A 13,154-nucleotide genomic window follows, 5' to 3' on the forward strand; every position below is an offset into this window, starting at 1 on the left:
CGTATTATGCTGTATCCGAGCGAACAAGAGCTGTATGCCCCGATCGCGTGGCAAGATTGCAGCGGCGACTTTGAAGATATTCTCTATCACAAGTCGGCCGACGGGATCGCCAAAATCACCATCAACCGCCCGCAGGTGCGTAATGCTTTCCGTCCTCTGACGGTGAAGGAGATGTTGCAGGCGCTGGCCGATGCACGTTATGACGACGGCATCGGGGTGATCGTGTTGACCGGTGCTGGCGACAAGGCATTCTGTGCCGGTGGCGACCAGAAGATCCGCGGCGACTACGGTGGCTACCGTGATGATAGCGGTGTTCACCACCTCAACGTCCTCGACTTCCAGCGTCAGATCCGTACCTGTCCGAAGCCGGTGGTGGCGATGGTGGCCGGTTACGCGGTCGGCGGCGGTCATGTTCTGCATATGATGTGCGATCTGACCATCGCCGCCGAGAATGCCCAGTTCGGTCAGACCGGGCCGAAGGTCGGCTCGTTCGACGGCGGCTGGGGTGCCTCCTATATGGCACGCATCGTCGGCCAGAAGAAGGCACGCGAGATTTGGTTCCTGTGCCGCATGTACGACGCACAGCAGGCGCTGGATATGGGGTTGGTCAACACCGTGGTGCCGCTGGACGAGCTGGAGCGTGAGACCGTACGTTGGTGCCGTGAGATGCTGCGTAACAGTCCGATGGCGCTGCGTTGTCTGAAAGCGGCGCTCAACGCCGACTGCGATGGCCAAGCCGGCCTTCAGGAGCTGGCGGGTAACGCCACCATGCTGTTCTACATGACGGAAGAGGGTCAGGAAGGGCGTAACGCATTCAATGAGAAGCGTCAGCCGGACTTTTCCAAATTTAAACGGAATCCGTAATGCGTCAGGTCACGTTGTATCGCTACAGTCTGCCGGTGGAAGCCGGTGTCGCGCTACGTAACCAACGGCTGAAAAGCCGCGAGGGGTTGCTGGTCCGCCTGAGTGAGGCGGGGCGTGAGGGGTGGGGCGAGATCGCGCCCCTGCCGGAGTTTAGTCGAGAGACGTTGCCTGAGGCGCAGCAGGCGGCCACCGACTGGTTGGCCGCCTGGCAGGCGGGCGAGAGCCCGGCGGAGAGCGCGCTGCCTTCGGTCGCCTTTGGGCTGAGCTGCGCGTTGGCGGAGTTGGATGGCACGTTGCCGCAGGCGGCTAACTACCGCTCGGCCACGTTGTGCAACGGCGACCCTGACGCGCTATTTCATGCACTACAGTCCATTCCGGGCGAGAAGGTGGCCAAGGTCAAGGTTGGGCTCTACGAGGCGGTGCGTGACGGGATGATCGTCAACCTGCTGTTGGAGGCGTTGCCGGATTTGCGGCTGCGTCTGGATGCCAATCGAAGCTGGACGCGCGCCAAGGCGGATGGCTTCGCCAAGTACGTTAACCCGGCTTGGCGTGATCGCATTCTCTTCCTAGAGGAGCCCTGTAAGACGCGCGATGAGTCGCGGGCCTTCGCGCGTGACACCGGGATCGCCATCGCCTGGGACGAGAGTGTGCGTGATCCTGATTTTCGCGTCGAGGCCGAGCCGGGCGTCGCCGCGATCATCATCAAGCCGACCTTGACCGGCAGCCTGCAACGTTGTCAGCAGTTGGCACAGCAGGCCCAGCAAGCTGGCCTGGGCGTGGTGATCAGCTCGAGCATCGAGTCCAGCCTGGGGCTGGGGCAACTGGCGCGTCTGGCCGCCTGGCTGACGCCGGGCACGGCGCCAGGTTTGGATACTCTGGCGCTGATGCGCGCCCAATTGCTGCGGCCTTGGCCGGAGAGTACGCTCCCGTTGTGGGGCGTCGAACATCTGGATGAGGTCTGGCGGGCGTGATGACGTTTGGCGATTGGCCATGGCGTCACTGGGCGCAACAGCGACCGGCCGCCTGCGCCTTGCGTCTTGAGGGGCAGGCGATCGATTGGCGCACGCTGGCTCAGCGTATCACGGCGTTGGCCGCGGGCTTGGCGGCCCAAGGCGTTACGGCGGGAGCAGTGATCGCCCTGCGTGGTAAGAACAGCGCCGAGATGCTGTATGCCTATCTGGCGTTATTGCAGCTTGGCGCACGGGTCTTGCCGTTAAATCCGCAGTTGCCGCAGACACGCCTGACCGAACTGCTGCCATCGCTGACGGTGTCGGCGGGATTGGATCTGGCTACGGAGACGCCCATCGCCTGGCCTCGCGGCGTGGCGGCATTATCCCTGCGCTCGCTAGCGGGCGAGGTCGCCGCCGCGTGGCAGCCCGAACGTCAGGCGACGCTGACGCTGACCTCCGGGTCGAGTGGCCTACCTAAGGCGGCGGTGCATAGTGCCGCCGCTCATCTGGCCTCGGCGGCGGGTGTATTGAGCCTGATGCCATTGGCGCCGCAGGATAGCTGGTTGCTGTCGCTGCCGCTGTTTCACGTTTCGGGGCAGGGGATCCTCTGGCGCTGGCTGCTGGCCGGAGCCTGCCTAGTCTGGCGCCCGATGCATCCGTTGCATCAGGCATTGGCCGGCTGTAGTCACGCCTCATTGGTGCCGACTCAGCTGTGGCGCCTGTTGCAGTCGACGCAGCCGGTGGCGTTGCGCGATGTGCTGTTGGGCGGGGCGATGATCCCGTTAGCCCTGACGCAGGAGGCCGAGGCGCGCGGTATTCGTTGCTGGTGCGGCTATGGCCTGACGGAGATGGCGTCGACCGTCTGCGCCAAACGGGCCGATGGCCTACCCGGCGTCGGTCACGCGTTGCCGGGGCGAGAGGTGCGTCTGGCGGCGGATGGTGAGGTGCTGTTGCGTGGCAGTAGCCTGGCCTGTGGTTATTGGCAGGCGGGGCAGTTGCACCCGTTGCTGGCTGCCGATGGCTGGTTCCATACGCGCGATCGCGCATCCTGGGTCGCGGGCGAATTACGCATCCAGGGGCGTATGGATAACCAATTTTTCAGCGGCGGAGAGGGGATCCAGCCGGAGGATATAGAGCGTATCCTGCTGCAGCATCCCGCCGTCTCACAGGCTTTCATCGTGCCGGTGGCGGATGTCGAGTTCGGCCAGCGTCCCTTGGCGGTGGTGGAGAGTGAGGTCGACCTGGCGGTGTTGGGCGAGTGGCTAGCGACGCGCGTGGCGCGTTTTCAGCGCCCGGTGGCCTGGTTGCCGTTGCCCGCTGCGCTGAAGTCTGGCGGCATCAAGATCGCGCGACGTCAGGTACAGCAGTGGGCGCAGGCGACCTATCAGGCATCGTCCAACGCTGAACGATAGTCCTCTCTGCCGCTGGTGTCACCTCCGTCGATAAGGCTTAGTCTTAAAGTGAGAGTCTCGTAGGGTTACGAGGCGCTTTTTTTATTCTGTTTCTGCTCGCTTCCCGTTATGCTAACGCCGCCGCGGCGCTCTGCGCCACGTTGCTCGATGTCGCCCTCTCCCCCGAATCGGTACGTGATGGATCTCCGTTGCGTCGGGCCATGGGCTGGCATGGATCGGCCAGGACCGCCCCGAGGGCGGTGAATGTCTGGCATGAGTCAGGGCGGATCTCCCGTACGACGGGGATTAGCCAGGCATCGGGAGGCGGTTGTGGGACACATTTTTTTAATGATTGATAAGGAAAATTCAATGAAGAAGTCGTTTTACTGCCTGGTGGCTGGCAGCGCGCTACTGCTGAGCGGGGCGGCGCAGGCGATCAGCGTGAATGGGCAAGCCGGGAAAAACTTCACTAATTTTGAAGCCGGTTTAGGGACCGAAACTTCGGGCCTGTACTCCACCCTGAACTGGGCGCACAGCGATAACGACGGCGATATCGTTGGCCTGGGTCTGGGATTGGGCATTCCTTTGGGCTCTGCCATCATCTCTGTTGGCGGTAAGGCCATGTACCTGAATCCGAAGCACAGCGGCGGCGGCAGCGACGATTACGCCGTGGCAATCGGCGGCGGCATCAATCTGCCGTTGGGGCAGAGCTTTGCCCTGTATGGTTCAGCCTACTACTCGCCGGATTCCCTTTCCAGCGGGATCAAGGACTATACGGAAGCGACCGGCGGCGTGCGTTGGAACGTGATGCGTCCGTTGAGCGTGGATGTCGGCTATCGTTACGTCAACCTGGCCGGGAAAGACGGTCACCGCGACAACGCCATCGCCGATGGTCCTTACGTCGGGGTCGGCCTCAGCTTCTGATGTCTCTCTGGGCGGCGTTTCGCCGCCCTGTTAGCCTTAGCGGGCACTATCGCCTGCGCTCAGTACATCAAGGGTAATCCCAATCCGCGTTTGACCGCCATCAGCGTCTGCTGGCTGACCGCCCGCGCCCGTTCACTTCCCTGACGTAAGATCTGCAATAGCATGGCGGGATCGGCGAGAAATTCGGCCCGGCGCTGGCGTATCGGCGCGAGCAATTCCTGTAGGCATCCCTCCAATTCACGCTTGCACTGGCTGTCGCCAAGGCCACCTCGCCGGTACTGTTCCTTCATTTGCGCCACGCGCTCGGCATCGGGATGGAAGGCATCCAGGTAGGTGAAGACCACGTTACCCTCGACACGTCCCGGATCGCTGACACGCAGATGTTGTGGATCGGTATACATGGCGTGTACCGCCGTCTGGATCTGCGCGGGTGTCGCCCCGAGGGGCAGGGCGTTACCCAGCGACTTCGACATCTTGGCATTACCGTCGATGCCCGGCAGACGCCCCACCGGGCTGAGAATCGCCTGGCAGGGGCGTAGTACAGGCTGGGGCAGTAGGCTATTCATGCGTTGCACCAGTTCGTTTGTCTGCTCGAGCATCGGCAGTTGATCGTCGCCGACCGGAATGCGTTCGGCGTTGAAGGCGGTGATATCGGCGGCCTGGCTGACCGGGTAGAGCAGAAAGCCCGCCGGTAGGCTAGCGCTGAATCCCTTCTGGGCGATCTCCGCCTTGACCGTCGGGTTACGTGCCACCCGGGCCACGCTGACGATGTTCATATACAGCATGGTCAACTCGGGCAGCGCCGGCAGCGCCGATTGCAGACAGAGGGTGGTGCGGGCGGGGTCGAGACCGACCGCCAGGTAGTCGGCCATCACCTGCAGGATATTATCCGCCACCTTCTGCGGATGGCTGCCATTATCGGTCAGCCCTTGGAGATCGGCGATCATCACATACAGCGGGAAGTGGCGTTGCAAGTCGAGGCGTTGGCGCAGCGAACCGACGTAATGGCCGAGATGCAGCGGCCCGGTGGGGCGATCGCCGCTCAGGCAGACGGGTTGTTGGGCAAGGTTGAGATCGGTAGATGGCATGGTCGTGCTCCCTTTAAGCGATAAATGCGCCGGAGTGCGACCCGTTAAAAAGTATCAAGCCGCCTTCCGGCGGCTTGATGACTGAGATTAATAATACACAGTAACGTGCCGCCGCGAGATGCGACGCCACCAACCTAACGTGATGTGTAGAGAGACTGTGCTATTCATTCCGTTACCTTACTCGCTTATCCCACCTCGGGCAAGAGCCCGGCGGCGATCGACAGTTGGATGGCGATTACCGCGCCACCACACAGCAATACCAGCCACAGCAGCGGACGTCCGCCCGCGACGCGGTAGTAAGCGCGTTGCTCGCCGTGACGTCGACGGGTCTGCCAGACCAGTAGCGCGGGGAGCAGCAGGGCCAGTACCGCCAGCGCGATGGCGGCATAGCCCAGCGCCATGACGAAGCCTTGCGGGTAAAACAGGGCGAAGGCCAGCGGTGGCAGGAAGGTCAAGAGACCGGTCTGCAGACGCCCGCTTGCGTTACGGCGGCGCTTAAAGAGATCGCCAAGATAATCAAATAACCCAAGGGAGACGCCGAGGAATGAGGTCGCCAGCGCCAGATCGGCGAACAGATGTACCGCCAGCTCGACGTGCGGGGTGGCCACCACGGCACGCACCGATTGCAACAGGCCATTTAACCCGGCATGGCTGGCCATCAGACCGAGGAAGGTGGTGTTGCTGATGCTGCCCAGGGTGGCTAACTGCCAGAAGATGTAGGCTAACAGTGGGATGGCGCTGCCGACGATAAAGATCAGCCGCAGGCGACGCATATCCCCCTTCATATAGCTGACGATGCTCGGGACGCTGCCGTGGAAGCCAAACGAGGTGAAGATCACGGGAATGGCGGAGAGCGCTAACCCCTTCTCCAGCGGTAGGCTGAGCAGGTTGGTGGCGCGAATATGCGGCATCATCAGCGTCAGCATGACCACCAGCAGGATGATCTTGGCACTGAACAGCAGGCGATTGAACAGATCGACGGAGTGGGTGCCGACGCAGACGATGGTGCCGCCGACCAAGGTAAAGAGCAACACGCCGAGCAGGGGGGAGACCGGCAGCGCCAGCCATTGCTCCAGGCTGGCGGCGAGCAACTCACCGGCGCCACTGATATAGGCGGCGGTGAGGGCATACATTAGAAACAGCATGCTGATACCAGCCAGCCACTGGCCGGGGCGCCCGAGGTAACGGCGAGCCAGGGTGCCTAATCCCTCATCGGCCGGCGCGTGTTGATAGACCTCAACCATCAATAGCGCGGTGTAGCACATCAGTGCCCATAGCCCGATGAGCATCACCAGGGTCGTACTAAAACCGACGCCGGCGGCGGCCAAAGGCATCGCCAACATCCCTGCGCCGATCGTGGTACCTGCCACGATAAAAATACTGCCAATAGTCCGATTCTTCACGCTTTCCTCTGCTTTACTGCTCCAGGGAGTTATTTCAGCGCAGCGTACGGGAAATTATTATCGTCGTCAAATCGGCGTTACATTATATGTAATGATAACTTTACATGCTCCATTGGGGTAATGTTTTATTGGCACTCTCGGGAGCAAATCATGGGGCGGCCATTGTCACCTGCGAGCGCACTTCTTAAAGTGGGCTAGAGCCTAAAACGGAGTGGACTATGTTACGAGTTGAGATGCTGAGCAGCGGTGATGAGGTGCTACATGGACAGATCCTAGACAGCAACGCGGCCTGGCTGGGGCGTTGGTTATTCGATCATGGCCTACCGTTAAGCGAACGCGCCACGGTAGGGGATGAGATCGGTGCGCTATGCGCCGCCATTGACGCGGCCAGTCGCCGAGCACAGGTGCTGATCGTCAACGGTGGGTTGGGGCCGACCAGCGATGATCTGACGACGCAGGCGGCGGCCCGGGTGGCGAATCTGCCGCTGGTCGAGGATGAGGCGTGGTTGGCGTGGATGCAGGATTGGTTCGCGCAACGCGGTCGACCGATGGCCGAGAGTAACCGTAAGCAGGCGTTGTTGCCCGCCGGGGCGGAGCGCCTCGATAACCCGATCGGCACCGCCTGCGGTTTTTCCTTGAACTTGCATGATTGTATTGTTTTCTTTACGCCTGGCGTGCCGAGTGAGTTTTACCAGATGGTCGAGCAGCAGATCATGCCGCGTTTACAGCGGCGTTTCGCGTTGCCCGCGCCGCCGCTCTGTCTGCGCCTGACCACCTTTGGCCGTAGCGAGAGCAGCCTGGCCGAGCAGTTAGATGGGCTGAGCCTGCCCGCCGATTGTCGGCTCGGTTACCGTTCGGCGGCGCCGATCATCGAGTTGAAGTTGACCGGACCCGCCGCGCAGGCGGCGGCGATGAAGGCGAGCTGGGCGCAGGTACGCGCCTTGGTGGCGCCGAATCTGTTGTATGAGGGCGAGCAGAGTGTGGCGCGACGTGCCAGCGAGGCCTTACGCCAGGCCGGGATGCGGATGGCGCTCAGTGAGCAATTCAGCGCGGGCATGATCCATGGTTGGCTGCGCGCGGCGGATGCGCCGTTGGCCGACGGCGAGTTGCTGGCGGCGGGGGGACATCCCACCTTGTCGCAGGTGATGGGGCGCGCGCGCGAGTTAGCCGCTCGCAGTGGGGCGGCGCTGACGCTGGCCAGCGGCGAGCTGCTGGCGGGGCAATTGACCCTGGCGCTGCATACGCCACAGGGGAGTTACGGCCAGACGCTGCGTTATGCCGCCGCCCATCATAGCCAGACGCTGCGCCGTGAGGTGTGCGCTACCCTCGCCTTGGATATGGTGTGTCGCTACTTGGATGGTGCCTCGCCGTTCGGTGAGTATGAGTGGCCGACTCGCCTAGCCTGCGAGCATGCCGCCTAACCCAGTTGTTGCAGTACCCGCTCGATGGCCGTGTGCAGGCGCCCACGGTCATGGCGGTAGGGAATGTCGTCGGCGGCCAGCACGCCCTGTACGACACAACAGGGCGCCGCCAGGTCGTGTGTGTCGGTTTGTGGGCCGACGATGACGGCGTCGATCGCGCGTCCGCCCAGCGCCGCCTTCATGTGCTGTAACTTCTCAACCAGCCGCAATTGCCCGGCGGGGCTATGTTCACGCGCCAGATTTCCGATGTAGACCAGCGGCGCGCGACTGCGACGTAGCGCCTGGCTCAATTCATCGACCAGCAGGATCGGCATCAGGCTGGTGAGATAGCTGCCGGGGCCGATCAGGATCAGGTCGGCGCGTGCGATGGCCTCCACCGCCTCGCGGGTGGCGGTGACGGCGGGGGAAAGCTGCAGTTGGCGCGGCATCCGCGTCAGTTGGTCGATGTTAACCTCGCCATGGACGGGGAGACCATCGTCATCGATGGCACAGAGATCGGTGGCATGCTCCGACATGGGGATCAGTTGGGCATCGACCTTCAACAGGCTACGGATCAGGTTGATGGCCTCCAGGGGACGCACGCTCAGGTGGTCCAACGCCTTGAGCATCAGGTTGCCCAGGTTGTGGCCAGCCAGCTCGCCATTACCCGCGAAACGGTACTCGAACATCGCCGAGGCGACGCTGGGCTCGGTGATCAGCTGATTGAGGCAGTTACGCATATCTCCCCAGGCGATCCCCCCCTCATCACGGCGGATGCGTCCGGTCGAACCGCCGTTATCGGTGGTGGTGACGATGCCGGTCAGGCGAGGACCGAGGGAACAGAGGGCCGACATGACGCGGCCCAGTCCGTGGCCGCCGCCGAGGGCGACGACGCAATCCAGGTCGGCCAGAGTACGGTTTCGCATAAGGCTCCTTGTTGAGGCGCTGGCGCAGAGGGCGCCTAAGATAGCGGATTGGCGTCAAAAAGGCGATGCGAGGCGTCCGGGGCGTGATATGTATCAATTGCAAGCGGCGCTAATTTGATTACTATGTGCAGTAACTTACTGAGATATAAGCGTTATATCTTTATGTATATAACGCTGGCCACGGTAGATGTCCCGAAGGACAATGCCGGGGTCGATTGCCGGTGATGTTTCGTGGTGGTCGCTGTGATGGGCGATGCAGCGCGCGGCGTGACGGCAATGGCCGCGACGGTAGGATGCCTTGGGCGTCGCCGGCGCGACTTCTTTGAACTCCGAGCCATGGTGCCTAAGTCCACGCAGTCGGCGGGATACGGTGCCTTGGCCGTGGCCTTGCGCCACCAGGGTATCAGGTAGAAATGCCGGTGCCTCCCGACTTGGAAAGGTGTTTATGAGCTCCCAATTAACCGACGCTTTTGCGCGCAAGTTCTATTATCTGCGCCTCTCTGTCACCGATGTTTGCAACTTTCGTTGCACCTACTGCCTGCCGGACGGTTATCGCCCGGCCAGCCACGAGGCGAAGCGTTTCCTGTCGCTGGATGAGATCCGTCGGGTCAGTCGAGCCTTCGCCGCGCTGGGTACCGAGAAGGTGCGTCTAACGGGGGGAGAGCCCACGCTGCGTCGCGACTTCTGCGACATCATCGCCGCCGTGCGTGAGAATCCGGGCATTAAAACCCTGGCGGTGACCACCAATGGTTATCGCATGGCGCGTGATGTGGCCGCTTGGCGTCAGGCGGGGCTGAGCGCGATCAACGTCAGTGTCGACAGCCTGGACGCGCGGCAGTTCCATGCCATCACCGGCGAGGATCGTTTTGCCCAGGTGATGGCGGGTATCGACGCCGCCTTCGCGGCGGGTTTCGAGCGCATCAAGGTGAATACCGTGCTGATGCGTGACGTGAACGATCAGAGCCTCAACGCCTTCCTGCACTGGATCCGCCATCGTCCGATTCAGATGCGCTTCATCGAGTTGATGGAGACCGGCGAGGGCAGCGATCTGTTCCGCCGTCATCACGTCTCGGGGGAGCTGATCCGCCGTCAACTGCTGGCCGCCGGCTGGCAGCGCCGCTTGCCCGGGCGGAGCGATGGTCCGGCTCAGGTATTCTGGCACCCGGACTACCAGGGCGAGGTCGGTCTGATCATGCCCTACGAGAAAAACTTCTGCGCCAGCTGCAACCGGCTGCGGGTCTCCGCACTCGGCAACCTGCATCTGTGCCTGTTCGGTGAGCAGGGGATGACGCTGCGCGATCTGCTGCAGCAGGATGCGCAGCTACCGGCGCTACAGGCACGCATCGCCGCCGCCCTGCAGCACAAGCGGGAGCGCCATTTCCTGCACCAGGGCGATAGCGGGCATACCCAGAATCTCTCTTTCATCGGCGGCTAGCCCGCCGGTTCGGCCAATCCGGAATAGCGAAAAACTTATGAGCCAGTTAACCCATATCAACGCGGCCGGCGAAGCGCACATGGTCGACGTCTCCGCCAAGGCGGAGACGGTACGCGAAGCGCGCGCCGAAGCTTACGTCACCATGCGCCCCGACACCCTGGCGATGATCATCGACGGTAAACACCCGAAGGGGGATGTGTTCGCCACCGCACGCATCGCCGGTATTCAGGCCGCCAAGAGCACCTGGCAGCTGATCCCGCTCTGCCATCCGTTGTTACTGAGCAAGGTGGAGGTGACGCTGAGCGTCGAACCGGCGCACCATCGCGTGCGCATCGAGACCTGTTGCCGCCTGTGTGGCAAGACCGGGGTAGAGATGGAGGCGTTGAGCGCCGCCTCGGTAGCGGCCCTGACGATTTACGACATGTGTAAAGCGGTCCAGAAAGATATGGTGATCGGGCCGGTGCGCCTGTTGGCCAAGAGCGGCGGTAAGTCGGGCGATTTTCGTGTCGAGGAGGCGCAATGATCCAAGTGCTATTTTTTGCTCAGGTACGTGAACTGACCGGCTGTGCCCAGTTAGCGTGTGAGGCCTGTCAGGATGTGGAGACCCTGCGCCGACAGTTGATCCAGCACGGTGATAAGTGGGCCCTGGCGTTGGAGTCGGGTAAGCTGCTGGCCGCCGTCAACCAGACCATGGTCTCCTTCGACCATCCGTTGCAGGATGGCGACGAGGTGGCCTTCTTCCCCCCCGTCACCGGAGGCTGAGATGACACAGAGTCGGATCGTCGTCAACACGGCACACTTTGCGGTCGCCGATGAGTATTCGTGGCTGGCGCAGTGCGATGAGGATGGCGCGGTGGTGACCTTCACCGGCAAGGTGCGCAACCATAACCTGGGGGATGACGTCAGTGCGCTGACGCTAGAGCACTATCCGGGGATGACGGAGAAGGCGCTGGCGCAGATCGTCGAGCAGGCGCGCGCCCGCTGGCCGTTGGGACGGGTGTCCGTGTACCACCGTATTGGTCCGATGCAGCCCGGCGAGGAGATCGTCTTCGTCGGCGTGACCAGCGCCCATCGCGGCATGGCCTTCCAGGCGGCGGAGTTCATCATGGATTATCTGAAGACGCGTGCGCCCTTCTGGAAGCGCGAGGCCTCGAATGGCCACGAGCGTTGGGTCGATGCCCGCGATAGCGACCGTCAAGCCGCCGAGCGCTGGTAAGCATACACCCCGCGTGCCAGGGACGTGGATTTCCCGCCAGGGCTAGCCTATAACTGTTGTGATCATCCGTAGACAAAAGGAGTCGGGATCATGGCAGTCATCGTTATGGTGTATCACAGCGGTTACGGGCATACCGCCCGCGCCGCCGAGGCGGTCGCGCAAGGGGCGCAAGGCATCGACGGCGTGCAGATCACACTGCTGCCGATCGACAGCGAGGGCAATCTGCCCGAGCACGGCTGGGAGCAGTTAGCGGCGGCCGATGCCATCATCATGGGCTCGCCGACCTATATGGGTGGGCCCTCCTGGCAGTTCAAGAAGTTCGCCGACGCATCCTCTAAACCCTGGTTCACTCAGCAGTGGCGCGACAAGCTGTTCGCCGGGTTTACCAACTCCGCCAGCATGAACGGCGACAAGCTCTCTACCCTGGATTACCTGTTCCATCTGTCGCAGCAACATGGCGGCGTGTGGGTCGGCATGGGTATGTTGCCAGCCAACAGCAAGGCGGCACAACGTAATGATGTGAACTATATCGCCGGTTTCTCTGGGCTGATGACCGTCTCCCCCTCCGACGCGACGCCGGATGAGGCGCCATTGCCGGGCGATCTGGAGACGGCGCGGCGTTTCGGTGCGCGGGTGGCCACGCTGGCTGTGCGTTGGGGCGGCGCGGCATCATAAGCGTAAGCCTGGCTGTACGCCGCCCGGCTAGTGCCTGGCGGCGTATGACGTGATTGTTTGAGCGAGATCGCATTTTTTTATGTTAGGCTTAGAGGCGTTAATCTAGGCGGTTCGCAGTGTCTATCGCCTGCGGACACGATTTTTTCGTATGCATTATCAAGGGGCATTCCATGGATCGTTACCCACGAACAAATGGCACACTGGTTGAGCGTGCCGGTAGCGGCCTCCAGGCCTATATGGCGCAAGTGTATGGCTGGATGTGCTGCGGGCTGTTGCTGACGGCGCTGGTTGCCTGGTATGCCGCCCGGACGCCGGCGCTAATGGAGCTGATCTTCGCCAATAAGGTGGTTTTCTTCGGGCTGATCATCGTGCAGTTGGGGGTGGTGTTCGTGCTGTCGGGGATGGTTAACCGCTTAAGCGGATCCGCCGCCACCGGGCTGTTCATGTTCTACTCGCTGCTCACCGGCCTGACGCTGTCGAGCATCTTCATCGTCTACACCTACAGCTCTATCGCCAGTACCTTCGTGGTCAGCGCCGGGATGTTTGGCGCCATGAGCCTGTATGGCTATACCACGAAACGCGATCTGAGCGGGATGGGGTCGATGCTATTTATGGCGTTGATTGGCCTGGTGCTGGCATCGCTGGTCAATATCTGGCTGAAGAGCAGCACCCTGACCTGGATCGTGACCTACGCCGGGGTCCTGATCTTCGTCGGTCTGACCGCTTACGATACCCAGAAGCTGCGTGTGATGGGGGAACAGATTGCGAGTGATGATCGCGACGGTTTCCGTCGTTATGCGATCATGGGGGCGTTGACGCTCTACCTGGACTTCATCAACCTGTTCCTGATGCTGTTGCGCATCTTCGGCGATCGCCGCTAAA

At 62.0% G+C, this 13,154-nt stretch carries 14 protein-coding genes and 1 riboswitch; of the genes, 11 read left to right on the forward strand and 3 right to left on the reverse strand.

All coding sequences use genetic code 11. From position 1 onward, the window contains the following. The first annotated feature begins 6 nt into the window (after window positions 1-6). The 4 genes from menB to DCL27_RS05280 all read left to right on the forward strand — a co-directional run bounded on the left by menB (window position 7) and on the right by DCL27_RS05280 (window position 4,129). Window positions 7-864 (forward strand): 1,4-dihydroxy-2-naphthoyl-CoA synthase, encoded by an 858-nt coding sequence (menB, locus tag DCL27_RS05265; RefSeq protein WP_005288159.1) that lies wholly within the window; start codon window positions 7-9, stop codon window positions 862-864. After that, window positions 864-1,835 carry an o-succinylbenzoate synthase gene (menC, locus tag DCL27_RS05270; protein WP_005294608.1) on the forward strand — a complete coding sequence of 324 codons (972 nt, stop codon included), beginning with the start codon at window positions 864-866 and terminating at the stop codon, window positions 1,833-1,835. The genes menB and menC overlap by 1 nt, the downstream gene beginning before the upstream one ends. After that, complete coding sequence (menE, locus tag DCL27_RS05275) at window positions 1,835-3,226, forward strand: o-succinylbenzoate--CoA ligase (protein WP_035597203.1); 1,392 nt, start codon at window positions 1,835-1,837, stop codon at window positions 3,224-3,226. The genes menC and menE overlap by 1 nt, the downstream gene beginning before the upstream one ends. 348 nt (window positions 3,227-3,574) lie before the next feature. Continuing rightward, entirely contained in the window at window positions 3,575-4,129 is a 555-nt protein-coding gene (locus tag DCL27_RS05280; protein WP_005294613.1) for a YfaZ family outer membrane protein, read from the forward strand. A gap of 59 nt (window positions 4,130-4,188) precedes the next feature. Here DCL27_RS05280 and trpS read toward each other — a convergent pair whose 3' ends face one another. Then, complete coding sequence (trpS, locus tag DCL27_RS05285) at window positions 4,189-5,217, reverse strand: tryptophan--tRNA ligase (protein WP_050979563.1); 1,029 nt, start codon at window positions 5,215-5,217, stop codon at window positions 4,189-4,191. A gap of 185 nt (window positions 5,218-5,402) precedes the next feature. Then, complete coding sequence (tyrP, locus tag DCL27_RS05290) at window positions 5,403-6,620, reverse strand: tyrosine transporter TyrP (RefSeq protein WP_005288136.1); 1,218 nt, start codon at window positions 6,618-6,620, stop codon at window positions 5,403-5,405. 218 nt (window positions 6,621-6,838) lie between these two features. Between tyrP and DCL27_RS05295 the strand changes: the two genes are divergently transcribed. After that, complete coding sequence (locus DCL27_RS05295) at window positions 6,839-8,041, forward strand: nicotinamide mononucleotide deamidase-related protein YfaY (RefSeq protein WP_035597200.1); 1,203 nt, start codon at window positions 6,839-6,841, stop codon at window positions 8,039-8,041. On the opposite strand, the gene yvcK is transcribed toward DCL27_RS05295, so the two are convergent. Further along, window positions 8,038-8,946, reverse strand: a complete 909-nt coding sequence (gene yvcK / locus DCL27_RS05300) for a uridine diphosphate-N-acetylglucosamine-binding protein YvcK (protein ID WP_005288124.1) — start codon at window positions 8,944-8,946, stop codon at window positions 8,038-8,040. The two genes, DCL27_RS05295 and yvcK, sit on opposite strands and share 4 nt — an antisense overlap. A gap of 315 nt (window positions 8,947-9,261) precedes the next feature. Then, window positions 9,262-9,404, forward strand: a riboswitch (molybdenum cofactor riboswitch). Between yvcK and moaA the strand changes: the two genes are divergently transcribed. The 6 genes from moaA to DCL27_RS05330 all read left to right on the forward strand — a co-directional run bounded on the left by moaA (window position 9,392) and on the right by DCL27_RS05330 (window position 13,153). Beyond that, complete coding sequence (gene moaA, locus DCL27_RS05305) at window positions 9,392-10,381, forward strand: GTP 3',8-cyclase MoaA (protein WP_035598421.1); 990 nt, start codon at window positions 9,392-9,394, stop codon at window positions 10,379-10,381. (Overlaps the previous riboswitch by 13 nt.) Window positions 10,382-10,418: 37 nt before the next feature. Beyond that, window positions 10,419-10,904, forward strand: coding sequence for a cyclic pyranopterin monophosphate synthase MoaC (gene moaC / locus DCL27_RS05310; protein ID WP_005288115.1), 486 nt, complete (start codon window positions 10,419-10,421; stop codon window positions 10,902-10,904). Next, entirely contained in the window at window positions 10,901-11,143 is a 243-nt protein-coding gene (gene moaD, locus DCL27_RS05315; protein ID WP_005288112.1) for a molybdopterin synthase sulfur carrier subunit, read from the forward strand. The genes moaC and moaD overlap by 4 nt, the downstream gene beginning before the upstream one ends. A gap of 1 nt (window position 11,144) precedes the next feature. Then, a complete protein-coding gene (gene moaE / locus DCL27_RS05320) occupies window positions 11,145-11,597 on the forward strand; it encodes a molybdopterin synthase catalytic subunit MoaE (protein ID WP_005288109.1) in 453 nt (150 codons plus the stop codon). Window positions 11,598-11,687: 90 nt separating this feature from the next. Then, window positions 11,688-12,272 carry a flavodoxin family protein gene (locus DCL27_RS05325; protein ID WP_005288106.1) on the forward strand — a complete coding sequence of 195 codons (585 nt, stop codon included), beginning with the start codon at window positions 11,688-11,690 and terminating at the stop codon, window positions 12,270-12,272. A 170-nt stretch (window positions 12,273-12,442) separates the two neighbouring features. Continuing rightward, a complete protein-coding gene (locus DCL27_RS05330; RefSeq protein ID WP_005288103.1) occupies window positions 12,443-13,153 on the forward strand; it encodes a Bax inhibitor-1/YccA family protein in 711 nt (236 codons plus the stop codon). The last annotated feature ends 1 nt before the right edge of the window (window position 13,154 follow it).

The sequence above is a fragment of the Edwardsiella tarda ATCC 15947 = NBRC 105688 genome (assembly GCF_003113495.2).
In the GTDB taxonomy this organism is placed as follows: Bacteria; Pseudomonadota; Gammaproteobacteria; order Enterobacterales; family Enterobacteriaceae; genus Edwardsiella; species Edwardsiella tarda.

Excerpts from the sequence above, each read along its gene's own strand:
- menB (WP_005288159.1), top strand. The coding sequence starts at position 7 with ATGCTGTATCCGAGCGAACAAGAGCTGTATGCCCCGATCGCGTGGCAA.
- menC (WP_005294608.1), top strand. The coding sequence starts at position 864 with ATGCGTCAGGTCACGTTGTATCGCTACAGTCTGCCGGTGGAAGCCGGT.
- menE (WP_035597203.1), top strand. The coding sequence starts at position 1,835 with ATGACGTTTGGCGATTGGCCATGGCGTCACTGGGCGCAACAGCGACCG.
- DCL27_RS05280 (WP_005294613.1), top strand. The coding sequence starts at position 3,575 with ATGAAGAAGTCGTTTTACTGCCTGGTGGCTGGCAGCGCGCTACTGCTG.
- trpS (WP_050979563.1), bottom strand. The coding sequence starts at position 5,217 with ATGCCATCTACCGATCTCAACCTTGCCCAACAACCCGTCTGCCTGAGC.
- DCL27_RS05295 (WP_035597200.1), top strand. The coding sequence starts at position 6,839 with ATGTTACGAGTTGAGATGCTGAGCAGCGGTGATGAGGTGCTACATGGA.
- yvcK (WP_005288124.1), bottom strand. The coding sequence starts at position 8,946 with ATGCGAAACCGTACTCTGGCCGACCTGGATTGCGTCGTCGCCCTCGGC.
- moaA (WP_035598421.1), top strand. The coding sequence starts at position 9,392 with ATGAGCTCCCAATTAACCGACGCTTTTGCGCGCAAGTTCTATTATCTG.
- moaC (WP_005288115.1), top strand. The coding sequence starts at position 10,419 with ATGAGCCAGTTAACCCATATCAACGCGGCCGGCGAAGCGCACATGGTC.
- moaD (WP_005288112.1), top strand. The coding sequence starts at position 10,901 with ATGATCCAAGTGCTATTTTTTGCTCAGGTACGTGAACTGACCGGCTGT.
- moaE (WP_005288109.1), top strand. The coding sequence starts at position 11,145 with ATGACACAGAGTCGGATCGTCGTCAACACGGCACACTTTGCGGTCGCC.
- DCL27_RS05325 (WP_005288106.1), top strand. The coding sequence starts at position 11,688 with ATGGCAGTCATCGTTATGGTGTATCACAGCGGTTACGGGCATACCGCC.
- DCL27_RS05330 (WP_005288103.1), top strand. The coding sequence starts at position 12,443 with ATGGATCGTTACCCACGAACAAATGGCACACTGGTTGAGCGTGCCGGT.